Genomic DNA, 21,646 nt, shown 5'->3' on the forward strand with positions numbered 1-21,646 from the left:
ATGTCAGATCAGCTTCCGAGTTGGAACGACGGTGAGGCGCGCCGCGCTGTCGAACGATTCATCGCGGACGCCGTGTCGCCGGGTGGCGGATTCATCGACCCGGCCGATCGCATCGCGGTGTTCGACAACGACGGCACGCTCTGGATCGAGCAGCCGCTTCCCGTCCAGCTCGATTTCATCTTCCGCGCGTTCGCGAAGGCCGCGATCGAGGACCCCGCACTTGCGCAGGAAGAACCGTACAAAGCGGTCCTCGCACGCGATTCGTCGTACTTCGCGGCGGTCGGACAACAGCAGCCGGACGCAATCCAGTCCCTCGAGCAGGCACTCGCGAGGACCTGGCTGGGGAAGACTCCGGCGCAGTTCGAAGCCGAGGTCGGACAGTACTTCGCCGAGCAGAAGTCCGAGCGGTTCGGCGTGCCGTACCCGGAGCTCGTGTACAAGCCGATGCTCGAACTGTTCGACCTGCTGAAGGCCAACGACTTCCGGGTGTTCGTGTGCTCAGGCGGCGGTCGGGAGTTCATGCGGGCGATCGCCGAGTCGGCGTGGAGCATCCCTCGGGAACATGTGATCGGCACCGCCCCGACGTACGAGTACAAGGATGGTCAGATCCAACGTGGTGACGCCGCGCTCGGGGGTTTGGCTCTGGGCCCCGGCAAGCCTGAGCACATCTTCGCGCACACCGGCCGCCTTCCCGCGTTCGCCGGCGGCAACGCGGATGTCGATATCGAGATGCTGGAGTCTGCGACGTTCGCAATGCTGGTCGTCCACGACGACCCCGACCGTGAGTTCGGCTACGACACCGCCGCCGAGCGGTCGGTCGCTGCTGCGAAGGACCAGGGCTGGACCATCGTCAGCATGAAGAACGACTGGAACACCGTCTTCGGCCGAGACTGAGCACGTCGCGCACGGACCCACAACCACCCACACGAGAGGATGTTCGCCATGGGCGATCTCACCGCCATCGACATCCTCGTCCTCCCGGACGAGACGATGACCGCACACGCCACATCATGGAATGCACGACTGATCCAGAGCGTTCCCGACGGCTTCAGACTCGATGCGAACCACACACCCCATTTCACACTCCTGCAGCGATACGTCAAAACGGATCACCTCGACGATGTCGCCGCCGCGGTCGAAGCGTCGCTCGCCGGCCTCTCCGTCGCGACGCTCGAGCTGTCCGCCGTCAAGATCGCGCACATGGAACTGGCTGCAGCCCCCGGAGTCGGCCTGGCCGGACTCCTCGTGAAGCCGAGCCCCGCGTTGCTCGACCTCCAGACCCAACTCATCACCGCGATCCGTCCGTTCACAGGCGAGCACGGCACAGCCGACGCCTACGTGACCACCGATGCCGAGCCCGACATCAATCAGGACACGCTGGACTACGTCGAGACCTACGTACCGGCGCACAGTGGCGAGCACTATCTTGCCCACGTCACGATCGGCGAAGGCAAACTCGACGATCTGAAGTCATTCGAGGCCGAGCCGTTTGAAGCATTCACCTTCCACCCGACGGGAATCGCGATGTTCCAACTGGGCAACAACGGCACTGCCCGCACAGAGCTCAGGCACTGGCCTCTGCCGTGACGAAGTAGCGTGTGTGCGCGGATCTGACAAATGCCGCGCCCAGGCGATGATGGCGTTCAGGACCGCGGCCGCGCGGTAGACGATGGCGAGTTTGTCGTAGCGCGTCGCGAGCCCGCGCCATTGCTTGACGTGGCAGAAGCGGCGCTCGATGACGTTGCGACCTCGATAATCGACGGGGTCGAACTGCGGGGGTCGGCCGCCTCGTGACCCGCGTCGTTTCCGATGCCCTTGCTGGTCGGCCGGCTCCGGGATGACCGCGGTGATGCCACGCGATCGCAGGAGTGCTCGGGTCGCACGTGAGGAGTATGCCTTGTCACCGCGCAGCGCGTCGGGCGTCGTGCGCGGCCGGCCCGGCCCAACCCGATCGATGCGCAGCCGCTCGAGCAGCTGGACGAGCATGGGCGAGTCGCCGGCCTGCCCGGGCGTGCACAGCACGACGAGCGGGAGCCCGTTGCCGTCGACGAGCTGGTGGATCTTCGTGGACAAGCCGCCCCGGGAGCGCCCGACCGCGTGATCAGGCGGCTCGACGGCGGGATTCGTGTAATTCGACGAAGCCCCCTGTGAGGCGTGTGATGTTCGTCGCGTGCTGGTGCGCGCGGGCGATGGTCGAGTCGACCGAGATCGACCAGTCCACCGCGCCGACAGCGTCCGCAGTCGACAGCAGACGGCCCAGGACCGTGTCCCACGTCCCGTCACCGGCCAGGCGGCGATGCCAGGTCCACACGGTCTGCCACGGCCCGAACACCTCGGGCAGATCACGCCACGCGATCCCGCACCGGTACCGGTAGATGATGCCCTCGACCATCGAGCGGGCGTCCGAGAACGGCCGCCCCTTCCGCCGCGTCGGACGAGGCAACAACTCCTCGATCAACGACCACTGAAGATCCGAAAGCAACTGAAACCGCGACACACACCAACAATCTCAGATCCACCTCGGACCATTTGTCAGACATGCCCTAGGCGGCATCCGTGCCCCGAGGCTCGAACCGCAGCGGTTCGGGGGACGACGAGAGGTTCGCGCCGCCTCGGTACCTCGCCGCCGCGTGGGTGTCGGGCAACCGGTCGCCGCGGCCGAAGAGCCGATCGCGCAGCGAGGTCGCCTCGCGCTCGGGCAGCCGGCCGCGGCGGCGCAGTTCGGGCACGACGAGCTCGGCGAAGTCCTGCGCCGTGCCGAAGGAGTGGAACTGTCGCAGGTTGATGCCGTCGATGCCGTCCTCGTCGAGCCAGCGCTCGATCTCGTCGGCGACCACCGTCGGGGTGCCGACGACGTGGAAGCGCTCGCGTCGCCCGCCGCGGAGGCTCTCGAGCAGGGTTCCCACCGTGACGTCGAGGGGGAGCATGGACGCGCGCTCGAGCGGCCGGCCGGAGCGTTGGATCGCCTCGCGCACCGTGAGGTCGCGCGGCAGGCGGGTCAGGTCGACCGGGAGGCTCGCATGCGCGAGGTATCCGTCGATGCTCGCGTGCTGCTCGTAGAGCCGCCACTTGTCGGCGGCCTCCTCCTCGGTGCGGCCCACCACGACGACGGCGCTCGCGATGAACTTCACGTCATCGGCGGACCGCCCGTTCGCGACCGCGGCATCCTGCATCGAACGCTTGTTGCGATGGAACTCCTCGGTCGTGCGGCCGCCGGTGAAGACGAGCTCGGCGTGCCGGCCGGCGAAGGCGGTGCCCGCGGGCGACCCGGTCGCCTGGAAGAGCACGGGCGTGCGCTGCACCGACGGGTGCACGATGTGCGGGCCCGCGACGCGATGGGCCTCGCCCACATGGTCGATGTACCTGACCTTGGCCGGATCGGTCGCGATGCGGCGTTCGCGGTCGTAGACGAGCGCGTCGTCGTCCCACGAGCCCTCCCACAGCTTGTAGAGCACGTCGAGGTACTCGTCGGCGAGCTCGTAGCGACGATCGTGCGGGATCTCCCCTTCGAGGCCGAAGTTGCGTGCGGCGTTCGGCAGGTAGCTGGTGACGATGTTCCAGCCGAAACGGCCCTTGGTGAGGTGGTCGAGCGTCGACGCGCGCCTGGCGAACGCGAACGGCGGTTCGTACGTGGTCGAGAACGTGACGCCGAACCCGAGCCGCTTCGTGACGGCGGCCATGGCCGGGACGAGCAGCAGCGGGTCGAGGTTCGGGCTCTGCAGTCCCTCGCGCAGTGCGGTCTCGGGCCCGTCGCGGAAGACGTCGTAGGCGCCGATGACGTCGGCGAGGAAGACGGCGTCGAACCCGCCGTCCTCGAGGATCTCCGCCAGCTCGGTCCAGTAGGAGAGCTCGTCGAACCGGTGCCGGTTGTTGCCGGGCAGCGGCCACAAGCCGTGCGAGATGTGGCTGATGCAGGCCATCTCGAAGAGGTTCAGGATCAGCGGCTTCGGGTCGGTCATGCGGTTGCTCCGGCTTCGATGGGGGCGCGATCCGCGCCGGCGAACACGTGCAGGGGATCGGTGCCGTTGAGGTACCAGTCGCCGATGATGCGCTCCTTGTAGATGCGCGGGTTGTGCGAGACCAGGGTGCGGGCGTTGCGCCAATGGCGGTCGAGGCCGACCTCCCGCTCGACGCCCGAGGACCCGAGCGCGTCGAAGAGGATGGTCGACGCCTCGAGCGCGGCATCGGCCACCACCAGCTGCGCCTCGTAGACCGCGATGGCGGCGCGTCGCGCGGCCTCCTCGCGCGCGTCCTCGGTCGCGGCCGTCACGGCATCGAGCACTGCGGCGGCGCGGGCGACGGATGCCTCGGCTGAGGCCGCGCGTGCCGCGACGCGCCCGACGACGGCCTGCACCTGTGCGTCGGCCCGCGGCTGCTCGGCGAGTCCATGCGGATACGAGCGGATGCGGCGCAGCACGGCTGCCACGAGTTCATCGCGTGCCGAGCGGGCGACGCCCGCGAGCGCCGCGAGCAGCACCAGTTGGTAGACCGCCTCCTGGGAGACGAAGCGCTCGGTGAACGGCAGCACATCGTCGTCGTCGACGGAGACGGCGTGGAACCTCGTCGTCCCGCTGCCGGTGGTGCGCTGGCCGAATCCCGACCAGTCGTCGAGGAGTTCGACGCCCCTGGCACGGGCGTCGACCACGACGAGCACGGCCTCCCCGAGCTCGTCCAGCGCGAACACGCTCAGCCAGTCGGCGAAGATCGAGCCGGTGCTGTAGTACTTCGCCCCGGTCAGCCGCAGCCGACCGTCGACGCGCTCGAGCCGGGTGTCGGCGCTCAACAGGTTCGTCGTGCCGACCTCCGACCACGCGCCGCCGATGACGGCGCCGGCCGCGATCCGCTCGAGCCACAGCCGGTCGAACGCGCGTTCGCCGGCGAGCCGGTCCTCGACGAACGCGATGTGGTTGCGCCATGCCTGCGGTTGGTTGGAGTCCGCGGCGCCGAGCTCGACGAGCAGCTCGAAGAACTCGGCGAAGCTCAGGCCGGCGCCGCCGAGGTCGGCCGGGACGCGCAGCGCACCGAAGCCCGCGGCGGCGAGCTCGGACGTCAGCCCGAAGGGCAGCGTGCGCTCCCGTTCGTGGGCGAGCGCGTCCGCGGCGATCCGAGCGAAGACGGGGGCGAGGCGGGCGCGTGCGGCATGGATGCCGCCCAGACGCGCGCCGGGTCGTGCTGGGCCGGGCGTCACGGCGGTCGGCGACGCGCTCATCCGATCACCGCCGGCGTCGTGGCATCCGTCTCGACCGTCGTCGACTCCTCGGAGGCGACATCCGCTCGAGGGCCGAACGCGCCGCGGTACTTGGCTGCCGGGTGCCGATCGTTCAGGCGCGGCGCGCCGAAGAGCCGCTCGCGCAGCGTCGCGCCCTGGCCGTAGTCCTCTTGGGCGAGACCGCGGGCCCGCAGCACGGGCAGCACCTTCTCCGCGAACTCGATGAACGAGCCGGGGATCACCCAGTTGATGACGTTGATGCCGTCGACGCCGGCCTCCTGCCACCCGACGAGCGCGTCCGCGATCTGCTCGGGGGTGCCGACGATGCGGGTCGAGCGGGAGATGAGCAGGGCGACGTCGCGCACGAGCGGTTCTCGATCGGTGATGGCCTTGGAGACCCACTCGCCGAAGCCCTTCGCGGTGTTCGTGTCGACATCCTTGAGCGGGGTGTCGGGGTCGTAGGCGCGACCGGTCTTGTCGACGAGGGCGGAGTGGGCGAGGTATCCGTCGATCGAGACGTACTTCTCGTACTCCGCCGCCTTGGCCCAGGCCTCCTCCTCGGTGTCGCCGATCACGAACGACAGCCCCTGGTAGAACGTGATGTCCTCGGGCCGCCGCCCCGCCTCGACGGCCTGGCGGCGGGTGTCGTCGATGAGCTCCTTCGCGAGCGCAGGGGTGGGCGCGATGATGAAGGTCGCCTCGGCGTGCTTGGCGGCGAACGCTCGACCCGACGAGGACGAGCCCGCCTGGTAGAGCACCGGGGTGCGCTGGGGCGACGGCGAGGGCAGGTGCGGTCCCTGCACCGAGTACCGCTCGGAGACGTGGTTGATCTTGTGGATCTTCGACGGGTCGGAGTAGAGGCCGCGCTCGCGATCCTTCAGGAGCGCGCCCTCGTCCCAGGACCCCTCCCAGAGCTTGTAGGCGACGTCGACGTACTCGTCGGCCCATGCGTAGCGCTCGGTGTGATCGGTCAGGCGCGGGTACCCGAAGTTCCTGGCGCCGTTGTCCTGCAGTCCGGTGACGATGTTCCAGGCGACCCGACCCTTCGAGATGTGGTCGAGCGTCGAGACCTGGCGGGCGAACTGGTAGGGGTGGCTCTGCGCCACGTTCGAGGTCAGCGCCAGCCCGATGCGCTCGGTGTGCACGGCCAGGGCCGCGACGAGCGGGATCGGGTCGTTCGAGGGGATCTGGAGGCCCTCGCGGATGTAGACGTCGAAGTCCGCGTCGGCGTCGCCGTAGACGCCGGTGACGTCCGCGAAGAACAGCGCATCGAACTTCGCCTCCTCGAGCTTCTTGGCGAGGTCGATCCAGACCTGCACGTCGTCGAAGTCGACCTGGCCGGCATCGGGGCGGCGCCACTGGCCGTGATGGATGTGCGAGTTCGTGTTCATGACGAAGGCGTTGAAGTGCAGCGGGACGGTCATGCGGTCTTCTCCTGGATGCGGTTCGGTTCGAATGCCGGGATGGATTCGATGAGTTGACGGGTGTACGGCTGCTGCGGGCGATGGAAGATCTCGTCGGGTGTGCCGGATTCGACGACGACGCCGTCCTTCATCACGAGCACACGGTGGCAGAGATGCGCGATGACGCCGAGGTCGTGCGAGATGAAGAGATAGCTGAGGCCGAACCGTCGCTGCAGGACGACGAGCAGGTCGAGGATCTGCGCCTGGATGGTCACGTCGAGCGCCGAGACGGCCTCGTCGAGCACGATGATGTCGGGTGCTTCGGCGAGGGCGCGTGCGATGGCGACCCGTTGGCGCTGTCCGCCCGAGAGCCGGAGCGGGAAGCGCCCCAGGACGGCGTGCGACAGGCCGACCTGGTCGAGGAGTTCCCGGATGCGCTCTGCACGAGCGGCTGCCGTCGGGAAGGCCCGCCTGGACAGGGCGTCGAGCAGGATGCGCTCGACGTTCCAGCGGGGGTCGAAGCTCGACAGGGGATCCTGCGACACCACGGAGATGCGCGAGCGAAGCCCGCGCCGCTCGGACTCGGGAATCCCCGACCACGGCCGGCCGAGCAGGGTGACGCTGCCCGCATCCGCTCGTTCGAGGGCCAGCGCGATGCGCCCGGTCGTGCTCTTGCCCGAGCCGGACTCGCCGACGATGCCAAGGGTCTCGCCGCGGTGCAGGTCGAAGGAGACGCCGCCCACGGCCGTGGTGGCCGAACCATCGGGCGCGCGGAAGCGCCGGACGAGGTCGCGGGCCTCGATCACCACCTCGTCGAGCACCTCGGGCGCGGGCGGGGCCTCGGCCAGCAGGCGTTCTCCGCCGAGGCTGAGGGCCGAGCCGCGCGTGTCCTCGCTCGGCACCGCCGAGATGAGCGCTCTCGTGTACTCCTCTTGCGGATCGCCCAGCAGTCGGGCCGCCGCGCCCTGCTCGACCACGCGTCCGTGCTGCATCACGAGGATGTGGTCGGCCAATTGCGCGACCACCGAGAGATCGTGGCTGATGAGGATGATCGAGGCGCCCCGACGCTTGGACGCCTCGAGTAGTTCGAGCACCTGCGCCTGCACCGTGACGTCGAGCGCCGTCGTCGGCTCATCGGCGATGATCACGTCGGGGTCGAGCGCTATGGCCGAGGCGATCAGGGCACGCTGGCGCAACCCGCCCGAGAGCTGGTCGGGCCGCTGCCGGGCGCGCAGCTCGGGGTTCGGCACGCCGACGGAGGCGAGCAGTTCGACGACCTTCTTCGCGCGCGCTCGTCGGTTGCCCCAGCCGTGCAGGCGCAGGCCCTCCTCGATCTCGGCGCCGACGGGTCGCAGCGGATCGAGGCTGACGAGGGCGTCCTGCAGGATGAACCCGACCTCCTTGCCGCGGATCTCGCGCCACTGCCGCGACGTGAGCGCGCGCACATCCCGGCCGTGCAGGGTGACGGCGTCGGCTTCGACCCGTGCGCCGCGCCCGGCGAGCCCGACGAGGCTGCGTGCCGTCACCGACTTGCCCGAACCCGACTCGCCGACGATCGCCACGCACTGACCGGGATGCAGGTCGAAGGAGACCTCCCGCACGATCGACCGGTATCCCTCGCCGGTGGCGAATCCGACCGACAGACCCTCGACGGTCAGGCGAGGCCGGAAGGCGGGCAGCCCGTCGATCGCGGATGCGAGATCGCGGCCGGCGACCTCCGTCTCGATGGTGCTCATCATTTCTCCCCCTTCTCGAGGAACGACTGCAGGTGGCGTCCGAGGGTCGTCGTGGTCAGCGCGAGCAGTACGATCACGACGCCTGGGATCACCGTGAGCCAGCCGGCCACCGTGATGTAGGCGCGTCCCGCGTCGAGCAGTGCACCCCACTCCGGTGCAGGCGGAGCGATGCCGAGGCCCAGGAACGACAGGCTCGACGCCCACACGATCGACTGGCCGATCGAGAGCGCGAACACGGCCACGAGCGGACGCAGCGAGTTCGGCAGGATGTGCTGCCGCAGGATGCGGCCGCGCGAATGGCCCAGCGCGATCGCGGCCTCGACGTACGGCGAGTCCTTGGCGCCGAGGATCTGGCCGCGCACCATGCGTGCGTAGCCCGGCGCGGTGCCGATGCCGACCGCGAGGATGAGCGTGAGGATCGACGGGCCGAGCACCGCGATCAGCAGGAGCGAGAGCAGCAGCGCCGGGAAGGCGAACGCCACTTCGAGCAGCCAGCCGACGCCCGCCGAGGTGGCGCGGTTGCCGAGGGCGGCGAGCGCGCCGAGCACCACCGCGAGCGTGAGGCTCACCGCCGCGGCGCCGATGCCGATGCCGAGCGATGCGGCCGTTCCGTGGATCACGCGCGAGTAGAGGTCGCGGCCGGCCTCGTCGGTGCCGAACCAGTGCGCCGCCGACGGCGGCTGCAGCGTGTTCGCCAGATCCATGCTGAACGCGCCCTGGGTCGCCAGCGCGTCGGGCCACAGGGCCGCGAGCGCGAAGACCGAGGTCGCGGCGATCGCGACGTACAGATCCCACGGCTGCCTGCGCAGCCTGGCCGACGTCGTGGGCTGCGCGAGGGATGGTGCATCGGTCGCGGTCATGATGCCCTCCTCAGGCGCGGGTCGATGAGTGCGTAGGCGATGTCGACGAGCAGGTTGGCGAGCACGTAGAAGGCGGCGACGAGCATGACGATGCCGATCACGACCGGCATGTCCTGGCTGCTCACGGCCGTCACGAGCACTTGACCGATTCCGGGGCGAGCGAACACCGCCTCGACCACGACCGCGCCCGAGATGGTGGCGCCGAGCGCCCATCCCGAGAGCGTCACGGCGGGCAGCACCGCGTGCCGAAGCACGTGCCGCAGGCGGATCGCCACGTCGCCCATGCCCCGCATCCGCGCGCTCAGCACGAACGGCGAGTCGAGCGCGCGCTCGAACTCCGTGCGCGTCGCCTGCCCGAGGAAGCCGGCAAGCGGGATCGCGAGGGTCAGGGCCGGCAGGATGATGCCCACCGGACCCGTGCCGCCGATCACGGGGAACCACCCCAGCGTGAGGGCGAACACGAGCAGCAGGATGATGCCGAGCCAGTAATGGGGGAGGCCCGCCGCGGTCGTGTCGAAGAAGCCGCCGAGGGCGCTCACCGCGGGACCGCGACCGGCTGTGAGCGTGACCCAGATCACCATGATGATCCACGCGAACACGAGCGCCGCGAGCGTGAGCACGATCGTCGCCCCCAGCTGGTCGGCGATGATCGCGATCACCGGCCGGTGCTGCTGGTACGACAGGCCGAGGTCGCCGACCACGAGTCCCTTGAGGTAGGTCAGGTACTGCACGATGAGCGGATCGTGCAGGTGGTACTCGGCGTTGATCGGCGCGAGCTCCTCGGGCGTGCGTGCGATCGCCTGCCCGGCGCGGATGTTGAGGATCACCGTCGCCCGGTCGCCCGGCAGCGATGCCTGGGCGAAGAAGGCCGCGGTGGCGGCGCCGAACAGCACGAGGACGGCGCCGATCGCCTTCCCGATGACGAGTCTCAGCGTTGCCGGCCCACGCCCCGGTGCGCCGGCCCCGGGGCCGAGCACCGAGGCATCGGTCTCACTGAACGAAGTGAGCGTCATAGAAGGTCGGTCCTCCCTGTGCGTTCTCCTGCCACACGCCCTGGAGCTCGGGCGAGACGGCCAGCGTGGAGAGCCGGTCGTAGACGCCGATGGCGAGCGCGTGCTCGGCGATGTACTCCTGCGCCTGCTCGTACAGCGCGTTCTGCGCGTCGACATCGGGCTCGGAGTTCGCCTCGAGGATGATGGCCTGCAGTTCGGGGTAGTCGGTGAACGACGCGTTCCAGTTGTTCGGATTGCCGTCGGTCCCGGCGCCCCAGTTGATCTGCAGGATGCCGCTGGTGACCGCAGTCCAGTATCCGGGGTAGATGTCGCGCTCGTCGGGCTGGCTGTAGGCACCCGAGAAGGCCTCGGCCTGCGGCACCGGGATGAGGTCGACCTTGAACCCGGCCTTCGCGGCCTGCTCCTGCACGCCTTGGAGGATGGACGCGCCGTCGGCGTTGATGATAGAGCCGGCGAAGTACGGCAGCGTCACCTGGAGCGGCTCGCCGTCCTTCGTGCGGGTACCGTCGGCGTCCTCCCCGGTCCAGCCGGCCTCGTCGAGCAGTTCGGCCGCCTTGTCCACGTCCTGGCTGTACCAGTCCGCCGCCTTCTGGCTGTAGCCGGGAGTGGTCTGGCTGACGCCGCCGTTGCCCTCGTAGGGGATCACGCCCTGGCCGATGGACTCGACGATCTGCTCGCGGTCGATGGCGTAGGCGAAGGCCTGCCGCACCTTCTCGTCGGTGAAGACGCCCTGCGCGGTGTTGAAGGTGAGCTGCTGCGGACGGCCGGGGGTGACGTACTTCAGCAGTTCGAACCCGGCGTCGCCGGTCGCCTTCCATTGCACGGCGGGCACGTCGTAGACGGCGTCGACCTCTCCGCTCTTCAGTGCGGCCACGCGCGTCGTCGCGTCGGCGACGAACTTCCAGACGACCTCGTCGACGTAGGCGGGGCCGGTGTGCTCGGCGTTCGCGGGCGGTGACGTGTAGTCCTCATTGCGAGTGAGGACGATCTCCTGTCCGCGGTCCCAGTGATCGACGACGAACGCGCCCGAGCCGATCGGAGCGGCGCAGTTCTCCTCGTCGGTGCGGGTCTCCAGCGCCTGCTTCGACTGGATGCCGAAGTATCCCTGCGTGAGGTTGTCGGCGAGGCGCGGGTACGGGCTCGAGAGCGTGATCTGCACGGTGAGGTCGTCCAGCGCCGTCGCGGACTCGTAGTAGCCGCCCAACCAGGCGAACGCCGTGCTGTTGCCGCCGTTCAGCCAGTAGTCGAAGTTGTATGCGACGACCTCGGCCGTGAGGTCGGACCCGTCGGTGAACTTCACGTCGGGCTTCAGGTCGAACGTCCACTGCAGGCCGTCGTCGCTGGTACCCCACGACTCGGCGAGCCACGGGACCACCTGGTGGTCGTCGTCGAGCGAGACGAGGCTGTCGAGCACGTTGTAACTGAGGTAGGCCTGCTCGATCCAGCCGCCGAACACGCAGGCCGGCTCCTGCTGGTGGGCGTAGACGATGGTGCCGCCGTCGACGCGCTCACCGCTTCCGGTGGGCTCGCTCGCAGCCGCGCAGCCGCTGAGGGCGAGGGCGACCGCGGCGGTGCCGGCGGCGAGCGTGATGAGTGCTCGGGGGTGTCTGGTCATGTGACGTGCTCCTGGGGATGGCGGGCGAGGTGTTGAGCGGCGACGCTACCCGCCGCCGCAACCTCGCCGCCACGCCCCCTGTCACGCCGGTTTACGCGGGGTCACGGATCGTCTCCCCGAGTCATGCGTCGCTCGACGGCGTCATGGAGGGCAACGTGCTTGACACGTCGACGAGCGTCGCCATCGGCGCCGATCACCCCACCGCTCAGGTGCGGCGGGCGGATGCCGCGGGGTCGGCGAAACCCGCGGGTGGGTGGATGCCGCGGGTCGACAAGGGGCCTTCAGAATTGGCCTGTGGCCTGTGGCCTGTGGCCTGTGGCCTGTGGCCTGTGGCCTGTGGCCTGTGGCCCGTGGGTGGATCTGTGGTGCCCCCGGCAGGAATCGAACCTGCGACCGACAGATGAGAAGGCTGTTGCCCGATACGGTGGGGCCTTCTCGCGGTGTCTGTGGTATCGATCTGTGGTGCCCCCGGCAGGAATCGAACCTGCGACCGACAGATGAGAAGGCTGTTGCCCGATACGGTGGGGCCTTCTCGCGGTGTCTGTGGTATCGATCTGTGGTGCCCCCGGCAGGAATCGAACCTGCGACCGACAGATGAGAAGGCTGTTGCCCGACCCGGTGGGGCCTTCTCGCGGTGTCTGTGGTATCGATCTGTGGTGCCCCCGGCAGGAATCGAACCTGCGACCGACAGATTAGAAGGCTGCTGCTCTATCCGCTGAGCTACGGGGGCCGGCCCGCCAAGCTTACCGGCTTTGCGGGGTCACCCCTCGATGGGAACGTCCGTGGTGTCCTCGTGAGTCCGGGTCGCGGCATCCGCACCTCGTTTGCGGATGGCGAGCGCGACGAGCGGGAACACGAGCACGGTGATCATGCCGGCCCCCACGAGCGCGGCCGCCGCGCCCGTCGTCAGGTCGCCGCTGTCGACGCCGATCGCGGTGACGGCGACGATGATGGGCAGCCCGGTCGCGCCGAAGAGGGCGGTGGCGATCCTGGTTCGCGCGTCTGCGCCGACGGGTGCGGCGAGCATCGAGGGGAGGCCGCGCACGACCAGCAGCGCCACGACGAACACCGGGACGAGCAGGAGCGTGCTCGGCTCCGCGAGCGCCTTCAGGTCGAACGTGACGCCCGTGGTGATGAAGAAGATCGGCACGAGGAATCCATAACCGAGGCCCTCGATCTTGGTCTCCAGGGTGTGCACGTCCTGCTTCGGCGCGCCTGAGAGCAGCACCCGGAACAGCACGCCCGCGGTGAACGCGCCGAGCAGCATGTCGAGGTCGAGCACGATGCTGAGGGCCACGAGGGCGCTCAGCATGAGCACGACGAGGCGCACTCCGAACTGGCCGCTCGTGTGCATCGTCGCGGTGATCACGACGTGCAGGCGCTTGCCGCGCCCCTTCGCGGCGAGGAAGATCGCGACGCCGGCGATGACGGCGAACCCCAGCAGGACGATGGCGGCGGTGCCGGGCGCGCGTCCGGTCAGGAAGAGCGAGATCGCCAGCAGCGGGCCGAACTCGCCGATCGCGCCGAGCGCGACGACAGCGATGCCGAACGGCGTCTTGAGGTCGCCGGAGTCGCGCAGGATCGGCATGATCGTGCCGAGCGCCGTCGAGGTCAGGGCGATGCCGATGAACGCCGCCGCGGGGATGTCGGGGGCGAAGAGCACGGCGATGCCGAACCCGGCCGCCAGTGAGATGATCCAGCCGATGGCGGCGCGCTTCATCGGGCGCCCGCGGATCGCGCGGAAGTCGACCTCGTTGCCCGCGAGGAAGAACAGCATCGCGAGCCCGAGCTCCGAGAGCACCTCGACGAAGTCGTCGGGGTGGATCCAGCCGAGCACGTCGGGGCCGAGGAGGATGCCGAGGACGATCTCGAACACCACGAGGGGCACGGCGACCCAGTGCCCGACCGCGCGCACCAGGAGGGGCGCCGCGACGGCGATCAGGGGGATGAGGACCATCGTCCCGGTCGAGATTTCCACGTCAACTCCATACCGCGCGCGTGCGGCACGCCTGCATGATCGTATCCAACCCAGCGCCGCGAAACGGAGGAGGCACGTAGCCGGGACGAAACACGCGGGCGGTATCGTCGTGGCATGCGAGACCTCCAGGCGAGCATCATCGCCGAACTCAACGTCACGTCGGTCATCGATCCCGCCGCCGAGGTGCGATCGCGCATCGACTTCCTCAAGGACTACGTGCGGGCGACCGGCGCATCCGGCCTCGTGCTCGGCATCTCCGGCGGTCAGGACTCCTCGCTCGCCGGGCGCCTCTGCCGGCTCGCGGTCGCCGAACTGGTCGCCGAGGGGCATCCGTCGCGGTTCGTCGCCGTCCGCCTGCCCTACGGCGTCCAGCACGATGCGGGCGATGCCGAGGTCGCGCTCGAGTTCATCGACCCGCTCGAGCGCGTCGAGTTCAACGTCAAGCGCGGCGTCGACGGCCTCGCCGAGGAATTCGCCGATGCCACCGGTGCGCCGATCAGCGATTTCGGCAAGGGCAACGTGAAGGCGCGCATGCGCATGGTCGCGCAGTACGCGCTGGCCGGTGAGCACGGCCTGCTCGTCGTCGGCACCGATCACGCGGCCGAGGCGGTCACGGGCTTCTTCACGAAGTTCGGCGACGGCGGCGCCGACGTGCTCCCGCTGACCGGACTGACGAAGCGCCAGGGACGGGCCCTGCTCGAACACCTGGGTGCGCCCGAGCGCCTCTCCCTCAAGGTGCCGACGGCCGACCTGCTCGACGGCGACCCCGGGCAGGCCGACGAGGCGAACCTCGGGCTCTCCTACGCCGACATCGACGCGTTCCTCGAGGGCGAGCAGATCGACGCCGGCATCGCGGAGCGCATCGAGGCGAGATTCCTGGCGACCCGGCACAAGCGAGCGGTGCCCGTGTCGATGTTCGACGAGTGGTGGCGATGACGGATGCCGCATCGCGGCCATCGTCGGTGATGCGACGCCCGTGACGAGATCCGGGTGATCAGGCGCCCGAGATCAGCAGAGGCCCCACCCGGAAGACGGATGGGGCCTCTGCTGATCTCGGGGTTCGTCAGGCGCGCGCCTCGTCATTCAGCGGAAGCGGCTCCGTCAGCGCCTGCGTCGGAGTGGGCGCGGTCGTCGGCGTCGTACTCGGGGCGATCTCGGTGGCACCGCGGTAGCGCTCGTGGTGCTGCTCGGCGACCCAGGCGTCCTGCTCTTCGACCGCGGTCTGCTCGGGCTCCTGCCGCTGTGCACGCCAGCGCAGCAGGTCGTTCTGGAACTGCTTGCGAGCCCGTGACGGATGCCGCTGCCAGTCGAGCATGCGGTCGCGGAACTCCACGACGGCGGGGTCGAGCTGGTATCCGAACGTGGCCGAGGCCCGCTTCAGCTCGTGCAGTTGGTGCGCGGCCCAATTCGCCGCGACGTCGGATCCCCTGATGGGCAGCAGGCGCACCTGGATGTCGGCCTGCCCGACCGTGCGGTCGGCGAGCACCTGCTCCTGGGGCGTGAGCGAATTCCAGACGGATGCCTCGGTCGCGGCGTCGATCAGGGAGCCGATGGCCGCCGTCTTCAACTCGCGGTCGCGCTGATCGACCACGCGCCGGACGGCGGCGCTGGCGATCCATGCGGCGAGCAGCCCGGAGGCGAGCACCGCCAGGAAGAGCACCGCGCCCGTGAAGAGGGTCGACTGCGCCTCGCTCGAGGTCAGCCAGGAGATGAGATCGTTCCACCACTGCATGCACCGCAGAGTACTCGGTGCAGGGCGTGAGCCCCGGCAGTCCGCGCGGCGCGCCCGAAGATGCCGGCTCGGGCGCGCCCGAGCGGGTCAGCCGAGCGCCGTGCCGTGGGCTGCGAACGGCTCGATGCGTGCGATCTCGTCGTCGGTGAGCGGCGCCGCATCGAGTGCGGCCACGTTCTGCTCGAGCTGTGCCACGCTCGAGGCGCCGATGATGGCACTGGCGACGAGTCGCTCGCGAAGCACCCACGAGAGGGCGAGCTGCGCGATGCTCTGCCCCCGCGAGTCGGCGATCTCGGCGAGGCCCCGAATGCGGGTGAGGTACTCGTCGCTGATGCGGTCTGGGGAGAGGAACCGGCTGGTCGCGGCTCGCGAGTCCGACGGGATGTCGCCCGACAGGTACCGATCGGTGAGCAGCCCCTGTGCGAGCGGCGAGAACACGATGCTGGCCGCGCCGACCTCCTCGAGTGCGGGGAACAGCCCGTTCTCGATGTGCCGGTCGAACATCGAGTACCGCGGCTGGTGGATCAGGAGCGGCACGCCCTCGTCGGCGAGCGCCGCTGCGGCGGCGATGGTCTGCTCGGGCGAGTAGTTCGAGATGCCGACGTAGAGTGCCTTTCCCTGGCGGACCGCGCTCGCCAGCGCGCCCATCGTCTCTTCGATCGGGGTCTCGGGGTCGGGCCGGTGCGAATAGAAGATGTCGACGTAGTCGAGCCCGAGCCGGCCGAGGCTCTGGTCGAGTGAGGCCAGGAGGTACTTGCGCGAGCCGAAGTCGCCGTATGGGCCCGGCCACATGTCGTAGCCGGCCTTCGAGGAGATGATGACCTCATCGCGGTACGGGCGCAGGTCGGCGTCGAGGATGCGGCCGAAGTTCTCTTCGGCGCTGCCGTACGGCGGCCCGTAGTTGTTCGCGAGGTCGAAATGCGTGATGCCGAGGTCGAAGGCGCGGCGCACGATCTCGCGCTGCGTCTGCCACGGGCGTTCGTGGCCGAAGTTGTGCCAGAGCCCGAGCGAGAGGGCGGGGAGCTTGAGACCACTCCGCCCGACTCGGTTGTAGCGCATGGTGTCGTATCGTGCCGGGTTCGCCTCGTAGCTCATGCGAACACTCTATGGCGGTCCGGCGACGCGATCGCATCGTCCCCGTGCCGTCCGCGACTCGTCCTCAACCGGTGCCTGCACGGCCTCGGATTCCACGGTTCACGACGATGCGCGCCGATCCGTCGACCGGACGGCGAGGCTTGGCACACGCGGCATCCGGGGCCTGAAACGGCACGACGGTCTCCGGATGCCGCGGCCGTCGATCGCGGCGGCGACCATACCGAGCATTGGAGTAGACATGACCGACAACATCACGGTGATCGGCGTCGTCGGGGGCGACCCGCGCGTGCACACGACCAACCAGGGGCTGCCCATCACGACGTTCCGGCTCGCGTCGACGCGCCGGTTCTTCGACCGGGCGAAGGGCACCTGGGAGAACGGCGAGACCAACTGGTACACCATCTCGACCTTCCGCCAGCTGGCGAAGAACGTCGCGGCGTCGATCCGGCGGGGCGAGCGGGTCGTCGTGCACGGCCGGTTGCGCATTCGCGCGTGGGAGAGCGGCGAGAAGAGCGGCACGGCCATCGAGATCGAGGCCGACTCGGTCGGGCACGACCTGAACTGGGCGACGACCTCGCTCACGAAGAATCAGCCGGGAACCGCCTCCGGCTCGGGCGTCGAGGCGGCGACCGAGCCTCACGCATCCGACGACACCGCCGCGACGGGCTGGGCGACGGCGCTCGGCGTCGAGTCGCCCGCGGATTCGGGGGTGGCGGCGCTCGACCCCGAATCGGTCGATGCCGGTGCCGACGACGACATCGAGATCGGCCGCGAACCGGCTCATGTGCCGTTCTGAGCCTCGACGCGCCCCGGCCTGCGCCTAGACTCGCTTCGAAGCGCATCCGGCGCGCTCGGACGGGGGTCACATGGCACGGCACAACGGTTCGTCCGCGGCCCTGGCGATCGCCGGGGCCGCGCTCTCCGTGCTGGTGTTGACGGGGTGCTCGCTGTTCGACCAGACGTCGCCCGAGCCGACGCCGTCGACCTCGTCGCGGCCGACGCCCACCGATGAGGAATCGGCGCCCATCGGCCTGCACCCCGATCTTCCCGCCGCCGACAACCTGCCGTACTTCGATCAGGTGAACCAGGCCGTCGTGGCCGCGAACGAGGCCGCAGCCGGTCGAGACTTCATCGATGCCCTCGTCGCAGCCGGATTCGACAAGGCGGCCATGCAGGTCACCGGCGACCAGACGACCGAGGGCAAGCCGGCGGATTCCGTGCAGTTCGCGGTGCTCTTCAACGACGAATGCCTCGTCGGGCAGTACGGGCCGAGCTCCGGCGGCTACCACGGAGCCGTGCAGCCGGCGCTCGGCACCGGCGGCTGTCTCATCGGGCAGACGCGACCCATAGACTGGTAGGCGACATGGCGGATTACATTTACTCGATGGTGCGCGCCCGCAAAGCGGTCGGCGACAAGGTCATTCTCGACGACGTCACGATGGCGTTCCTCCCCGGAGCCAAGATCGGCGTCGTGGGCCCGAACGGTGCCGGTAAGTCCACGATCCTGAAGATCATGGCCGGCCTCGATCAGCCCTCCAACGGCGAGGCCAAGCTCACCCCCGGCTACTCGGTCGGCATCCTCATGCAGGAGCCCGTGCTCGACGAGACCAAGACGGTGCTCGAGAACGTGCAAGAGGGCGTCGGCCCGATCAAGGCGAAGATCGACCGGTTCAACGAGATCTCGCTCGCGATGGCCGAGCCCGACGCCGACTTCGACGCGCTGCTCGCCGAGATGGGCACCCTCCAAGAGGCCATCGACGCCGCCGATGCATGGGACCTCGACTCCCAGCTCGAGCAGGCGATGGACGCCCTGCGCTGCCCGCCGGGCGATGAGCAGGTCTCCGTGCTCTCGGGCGGTGAGAAGCGTCGCGTCGCGCTCTGCAAGCTGCTGCTGCAGAAGCCCGACCTGCTCCTCCTCGACGAGCCCACCAACCACCTCGACGCCGAGAGCGTGCTCTGGCTCGAGCAGCACCTCGCCAAGTACCCCGGCGCCGTGCTCGCCGTCACCCACGACCGGTACTTCCTCGACCACGTCGCCGAATGGATCTGCGAGGTCGACCGCGGTCGCCTCTACCCGTACGAGGGCAACTACTCGACCTACCTCGAGAAGAAGCAGGAACGCCTCACCGTCCAGGGCAAGAAGGACGCCAAGCTCGCCAAGCGCCTCGCCGAAGAGCTCGACTGGGTGCGCTCGAATGCGAAGGGCCGCCAGGCCAAGTCGAAGGCCCGGCTCGCCCGCTACGAAGAGATGGCGACCGAGGCCGAGCGCACGCGCAAGCTCGATTTCGAGGAGATCCAGATCCCCGCGGGTCCTCGTCTCGGCGACATCGTGCTCGAGGTCAAGAACCTCAAGAAGGGCTTCGGCGACCGCACGCTCATCGACGGCCTGAGCTTCACGCTGCCGCGCAACGGCATCGTGGGCATCATCGGCCCGAACGGCGTCGGCAAGACCACGCTCTTCAAGACCATCGTCGGGCTCGAGCCGAAAGACGGCGGCGACGTGAAGATCGGCGAGACCGTCAAGATCTCATACGTCGACCAGACCCGCGGCGGCATCGACCCGAACAAGTCGCTCTGGGAGGTCGTGTCCGACGGACTCGACTACATCCAGGTCGGCAAGACCGAGGTGCCCAGCCGCGCCTACGTTTCGACGTTCGGCTTCAAGGGACCCGATCAGCAGAAGCGCGCGGGCATCCTCTCCGGCGGTGAGCGCAACCGCCTGAACCTCGCCCTCACGCTCAAGCAGGGCGGCAACCTGCTGCTGCTCGACGAGCCCACGAACGACCTCGACGTCGAGACCCTCTCGAGCCTCGAGAACGCGCTGTTGGAGTTCCCCGGCTGCGCCGTGGTCATCACCCACGACCGCTGGTTCCTCGACCGCATCGCGACGCACATCCTCGCTTACGAGGGCACCGAAGAGAACCCGTCGTACTGGCACTGGTTCGAGGGCAACTTCGAATCCTACGAGGCGAACAAGATCGAGCGACTCGGTCCCGACGCCGCGAAGCCGCATCGCTCGGCCTACCGCAAGCTGACCAGGGACTAGTCGTGCGTCTGCACGTTCCCACACCGCTGCGATGGTCCGACCTCGACGCGTACGGGCACGTCAACAACGCTCGCATGTTGAGCCTGCTCGAAGAGGCTCGCATCCAGGCATTCTGGACGAGCGACGAGACGGCCGAGCACGCCGTCGGAGCGACGACGGCCGTGATCGACGCCAATCCGGGCTCGAGCACGCTCACCCTCATCGCGCGCCAAGAGGTGGAGTACCTCGCGCCCATCCCGTACCAGCGTCAGCCGCTCGACATCGAGCTCTGGATCGGGCATCTCGGCGGTGCGAGCATCGACGTCTCGTACGAGGTGTACTCGCCCGAGGGCGTCCTGCCGCGGGTGCTGCACACCCGGGCGTCGACGACGATCGTGCTCGTCGACGCGGCATCCGCGAAACCGCGGCGCATCACCGATGTCGAACGCGAGGCGTGGACGCCCTATCTCGAGGCGCCGATCGAGTTCCGGCGGCGCTGAACCCCTGCCTCCTGGAGCGCCGGCCTACGCGACGTCGGGGCGTGTCATCAGCGGCGACCGGACGTGCAGTTCCAGGCTTGGGCCGGTCAGGGGCAGAGTGCTCCAGGTCGCCGTTGCGATTCCCGAGTCGGCATCGACGACCAGCCGAACGCGGTGCGGGGTGGTGATGACGTAGAGATCGGCGACGTAGGTGCTGCCGTGCCAGGCGCCGACCGCGACGATCGGCCGGCCGAGCGGGGCACTCTCGCGCCATTCGCCGTGGCCGACCTCGACCTCGAGGAGCGACTCGAATCGAACGAGCCATCCGCCGTCAGTGGGATCGACCGTGACCGTCGTGCCGTCGGGAAGGGCCGACCGATCGTCCGAGGCGTCGAGTTTCGCGCGGACCGCACGCCACTGAGTGGCCGAACCCAGCACCGGCTGCAGCGACAGTCGCTGCAGCCGATCGGCGAGGATCGCGTCATCTTGAGCGCTTCCCCGGCGACCCACGCCTGGCAGCAGGCATTCCCGAACCGCGTCGAGCACCTCCTGGGACTCGCCTTGGGCAGTCACGGCGACGACGAGGTCGTGGGATGGGACGACCACGCACTGCTGCCCATAGGAGCCGTGGCCGTGGTAGCCGTGACGCGACCTCCAGAACTGATAGCCGTAGCCGTAGGAGAAGTCCGCCTGGTCCGTTCCGTCCAGGATCCACTCGCTGTCGACGTGCCGACTGGTCGCGAGGTCCACCCAGCCGCGGGGGACGAGTTGTCGGTCGCCCCACCTGCCTCCGCGCCGCAGCAGTTCGCCGAAGGCGGCGACGCCCTCGGTCGTCAGGTGCAGTCCATGGAATCCGAAGGCGGCGCCACCGGCCACCCGATCCCACTCGGCGTGGTCGATGCCCATCGGCTCGAACAGGCGCGCATCGAGGAACTCCGGCAGACCGAGGCCCGTGACCCGCTCCACCATGCGGGCCAGGATGTAGGTGGTCGAGTTGTCGTAGACGTGACGCGTGCCCGCCTCCGCGGCGAACGGTAGGCTCAGGAAGCCCCTCACCAAGTCGGCGGGCTCCCGCTCCCACGCTTCGGCGAGGCTGTCGGTGGCGTGCCCCGACGTCATGGACAGCAGGTGGTGAACGGTGATGCGGCGCCCCTGCTCCGAGACGTCGGCCGGGACGCGATCCGGCAGCACGTCCACCAGGCGGTCGTCCAGCGAGAGCAGCCCGTCGTCGATCGCGAGCCCCACGGCGATCGACGTGAACGACTTGGTCAGCGAGTAGAGCAGGTGCGTACGGTCGGCCGAGTACGGTGCCCACCAGCCCTCGGCCACGACGTGACCGCGGTGCACGACCATGATGGAGTGGCTCTCACCTGAACGCGTGTCGAGCCTGTCGAGCATCGCGGAGATCGCACGGGAGGATATCCCCGAGTCGGCAGGCGCTGAACGCGGAAGCAGCGAGCGTTGAGACGGCATTGCGAATTTCTAGCAGATCCACGCCCCC

General features: G+C 69.1%; 18 protein-coding genes, 2 tRNA genes and 1 pseudogene. 7 read left to right on the top strand and 14 right to left on the bottom strand.

Features of this window, described 5'->3' with window-relative positions:
- The first annotated feature begins 117 nt into the window (after nt 1-117).
- Nucleotides 118-894 (top strand): HAD family hydrolase, encoded by a 777-nt coding sequence (locus AC3IPY_RS08720; protein ID WP_489186146.1) that lies wholly within the window; start codon nt 118-120, stop codon nt 892-894.
- A 48-nt stretch (nt 895-942) separates the two neighbouring features.
- A complete protein-coding gene (locus AC3IPY_RS08725) occupies nt 943-1,587 on the top strand; it encodes a hypothetical protein (protein WP_489186147.1) in 645 nt (214 codons plus the stop codon).
- 21 nt (nt 1,588-1,608) lie between these two features.
- Here AC3IPY_RS08725 and AC3IPY_RS08730 read toward each other — a convergent pair.
- The 11 genes and pseudogenes from AC3IPY_RS08730 to AC3IPY_RS08780 all read right to left on the bottom strand — a co-directional run.
- A pseudogene (locus tag AC3IPY_RS08730) lies at nt 1,609-2,497 on the bottom strand (IS5 family transposase); the annotation flags it as partial.
- 46 nt (nt 2,498-2,543) lie between these two features.
- Entirely contained in the window at nt 2,544-3,959 is a 1,416-nt protein-coding gene (locus AC3IPY_RS08735; protein WP_489188046.1) for an NtaA/DmoA family FMN-dependent monooxygenase, read from the bottom strand.
- A complete protein-coding gene (locus tag AC3IPY_RS08740; RefSeq protein WP_489188047.1) occupies nt 3,956-5,209 on the bottom strand; it encodes an acyl-CoA dehydrogenase family protein in 1,254 nt (417 codons plus the stop codon). Before AC3IPY_RS08740 ends, AC3IPY_RS08735 begins: the two co-directional genes overlap by 4 nt.
- Nucleotides 5,206-6,633: an NtaA/DmoA family FMN-dependent monooxygenase gene (locus tag AC3IPY_RS08745; RefSeq protein ID WP_489188048.1), complete on the bottom strand. Its 1,428-nt coding sequence runs from the start codon at nt 6,631-6,633 to the stop codon at nt 5,206-5,208. The genes AC3IPY_RS08740 and AC3IPY_RS08745 overlap by 4 nt, the downstream gene beginning before the upstream one ends.
- Nucleotides 6,630-8,351: a dipeptide ABC transporter ATP-binding protein gene (locus AC3IPY_RS08750; protein ID WP_489188050.1), complete on the bottom strand. Its 1,722-nt coding sequence runs from the start codon at nt 8,349-8,351 to the stop codon at nt 6,630-6,632. Before AC3IPY_RS08750 ends, AC3IPY_RS08745 begins: the two co-directional genes overlap by 4 nt.
- Nucleotides 8,348-9,208, bottom strand: coding sequence for an ABC transporter permease (locus tag AC3IPY_RS08755; RefSeq protein WP_489188051.1), 861 nt, complete (start codon nt 9,206-9,208; stop codon nt 8,348-8,350). Before AC3IPY_RS08755 ends, AC3IPY_RS08750 begins: the two co-directional genes overlap by 4 nt.
- Nucleotides 9,205-10,221 (bottom strand): ABC transporter permease, encoded by a 1,017-nt coding sequence (locus tag AC3IPY_RS08760; RefSeq protein WP_489188053.1) that lies wholly within the window; start codon nt 10,219-10,221, stop codon nt 9,205-9,207. The genes AC3IPY_RS08755 and AC3IPY_RS08760 overlap by 4 nt, the downstream gene beginning before the upstream one ends.
- On the bottom strand, nt 10,199-11,836 hold the full coding sequence (locus tag AC3IPY_RS08765) for an ABC transporter substrate-binding protein (RefSeq protein WP_489188055.1): 1,638 nt from the start codon (nt 11,834-11,836) through the stop codon (nt 10,199-10,201). Before AC3IPY_RS08765 ends, AC3IPY_RS08760 begins: the two co-directional genes overlap by 23 nt.
- Before the next feature lie 557 nt (nt 11,837-12,393).
- Nucleotides 12,394-12,462: transfer RNA gene (locus AC3IPY_RS08770), tRNA-Arg, on the bottom strand.
- Nucleotides 12,463-12,490: 28 nt separating this feature from the next.
- Nucleotides 12,491-12,566 (bottom strand) — tRNA-Arg (locus AC3IPY_RS08775).
- Between the two features lie 30 nt (nt 12,567-12,596).
- Nucleotides 12,597-13,793 carry a cation:proton antiporter gene (locus tag AC3IPY_RS08780; protein ID WP_489188057.1) on the bottom strand — a complete coding sequence of 399 codons (1,197 nt, stop codon included), beginning with the start codon at nt 13,791-13,793 and terminating at the stop codon, nt 12,597-12,599.
- 135 nt (nt 13,794-13,928) lie between these two features.
- On the opposite strand from AC3IPY_RS08780, the gene nadE reads away from it, so the two are divergent.
- Complete coding sequence (nadE, locus tag AC3IPY_RS08785) at nt 13,929-14,750, top strand: NAD(+) synthase (RefSeq protein ID WP_489188058.1); 822 nt, start codon at nt 13,929-13,931, stop codon at nt 14,748-14,750.
- Between the two features lie 127 nt (nt 14,751-14,877).
- On the opposite strand, the gene AC3IPY_RS08790 is transcribed toward nadE, so the two are convergent.
- On the bottom strand, nt 14,878-15,546 hold the full coding sequence (locus AC3IPY_RS08790) for a hypothetical protein (RefSeq protein ID WP_489188060.1): 669 nt from the start codon (nt 15,544-15,546) through the stop codon (nt 14,878-14,880).
- An 87-nt stretch (nt 15,547-15,633) separates the two neighbouring features.
- A complete protein-coding gene (locus AC3IPY_RS08795) occupies nt 15,634-16,641 on the bottom strand; it encodes an aldo/keto reductase (RefSeq protein WP_489188061.1) in 1,008 nt (335 codons plus the stop codon).
- A 238-nt stretch (nt 16,642-16,879) separates the two neighbouring features.
- Between AC3IPY_RS08795 and ssb the strand changes: the two genes are divergently transcribed.
- The 4 genes from ssb to AC3IPY_RS08815 all read left to right on the top strand — a co-directional run bounded on the left by ssb (nt 16,880) and on the right by AC3IPY_RS08815 (nt 20,166).
- Nucleotides 16,880-17,437 (top strand): single-stranded DNA-binding protein, encoded by a 558-nt coding sequence (ssb, locus tag AC3IPY_RS08800; protein WP_489188063.1) that lies wholly within the window; start codon nt 16,880-16,882, stop codon nt 17,435-17,437.
- 70 nt (nt 17,438-17,507) lie between these two features.
- Nucleotides 17,508-17,999 (top strand): DUF6993 domain-containing protein, encoded by a 492-nt coding sequence (locus AC3IPY_RS08805; RefSeq protein WP_489188065.1) that lies wholly within the window; start codon nt 17,508-17,510, stop codon nt 17,997-17,999.
- A 5-nt stretch (nt 18,000-18,004) separates the two neighbouring features.
- A complete protein-coding gene (gene ettA, locus AC3IPY_RS08810; RefSeq protein ID WP_489188067.1) occupies nt 18,005-19,687 on the top strand; it encodes an energy-dependent translational throttle protein EttA in 1,683 nt (560 codons plus the stop codon).
- 2 nt (nt 19,688-19,689) lie between these two features.
- The gene (locus AC3IPY_RS08815; RefSeq protein WP_489188069.1) at nt 19,690-20,166 is read left to right on the top strand and encodes an acyl-CoA thioesterase; all 477 of its coding nucleotides are present in this window, start codon (nt 19,690-19,692) and stop codon (nt 20,164-20,166) included.
- A gap of 24 nt (nt 20,167-20,190) precedes the next feature.
- Here AC3IPY_RS08815 and AC3IPY_RS08820 read toward each other — a convergent pair whose 3' ends face one another.
- Nucleotides 20,191-21,618 (bottom strand): serine hydrolase domain-containing protein, encoded by a 1,428-nt coding sequence (locus AC3IPY_RS08820; RefSeq protein WP_489188071.1) that lies wholly within the window; start codon nt 21,616-21,618, stop codon nt 20,191-20,193.
- Between the last annotated feature and the right edge of the window lie 28 nt (nt 21,619-21,646).

The sequence above is a fragment of the Agromyces sp. GL_144 genome (assembly GCF_057834305.1).

Excerpts from the sequence above, each read along its gene's own strand:
- AC3IPY_RS08725 (WP_489186147.1), top strand. The coding sequence starts at position 943 with ATGGGCGATCTCACCGCCATCGACATCCTCGTCCTCCCGGACGAGACG.
- AC3IPY_RS08735 (WP_489188046.1), bottom strand. The coding sequence starts at position 3,959 with ATGACCGACCCGAAGCCGCTGATCCTGAACCTCTTCGAGATGGCCTGC.
- AC3IPY_RS08740 (WP_489188047.1), bottom strand. The coding sequence starts at position 5,209 with ATGAGCGCGTCGCCGACCGCCGTGACGCCCGGCCCAGCACGACCCGGC.
- AC3IPY_RS08745 (WP_489188048.1), bottom strand. The coding sequence starts at position 6,633 with ATGACCGTCCCGCTGCACTTCAACGCCTTCGTCATGAACACGAACTCG.
- AC3IPY_RS08750 (WP_489188050.1), bottom strand. The coding sequence starts at position 8,351 with ATGATGAGCACCATCGAGACGGAGGTCGCCGGCCGCGATCTCGCATCC.
- AC3IPY_RS08755 (WP_489188051.1), bottom strand. The coding sequence starts at position 9,208 with ATGACCGCGACCGATGCACCATCCCTCGCGCAGCCCACGACGTCGGCC.
- AC3IPY_RS08760 (WP_489188053.1), bottom strand. The coding sequence starts at position 10,221 with ATGACGCTCACTTCGTTCAGTGAGACCGATGCCTCGGTGCTCGGCCCC.
- AC3IPY_RS08765 (WP_489188055.1), bottom strand. The coding sequence starts at position 11,836 with ATGACCAGACACCCCCGAGCACTCATCACGCTCGCCGCCGGCACCGCC.
- AC3IPY_RS08780 (WP_489188057.1), bottom strand. The coding sequence starts at position 13,793 with ATGGTCCTCATCCCCCTGATCGCCGTCGCGGCGCCCCTCCTGGTGCGC.
- nadE (WP_489188058.1), top strand. The coding sequence starts at position 13,929 with ATGCGAGACCTCCAGGCGAGCATCATCGCCGAACTCAACGTCACGTCG.
- AC3IPY_RS08790 (WP_489188060.1), bottom strand. The coding sequence starts at position 15,546 with ATGCAGTGGTGGAACGATCTCATCTCCTGGCTGACCTCGAGCGAGGCG.
- AC3IPY_RS08795 (WP_489188061.1), bottom strand. The coding sequence starts at position 16,641 with ATGAGCTACGAGGCGAACCCGGCACGATACGACACCATGCGCTACAAC.
- ssb (WP_489188063.1), top strand. The coding sequence starts at position 16,880 with ATGACCGACAACATCACGGTGATCGGCGTCGTCGGGGGCGACCCGCGC.
- AC3IPY_RS08805 (WP_489188065.1), top strand. The coding sequence starts at position 17,508 with ATGGCACGGCACAACGGTTCGTCCGCGGCCCTGGCGATCGCCGGGGCC.
- ettA (WP_489188067.1), top strand. The coding sequence starts at position 18,005 with ATGGCGGATTACATTTACTCGATGGTGCGCGCCCGCAAAGCGGTCGGC.
- AC3IPY_RS08820 (WP_489188071.1), bottom strand. The coding sequence starts at position 21,618 with ATGCCGTCTCAACGCTCGCTGCTTCCGCGTTCAGCGCCTGCCGACTCG.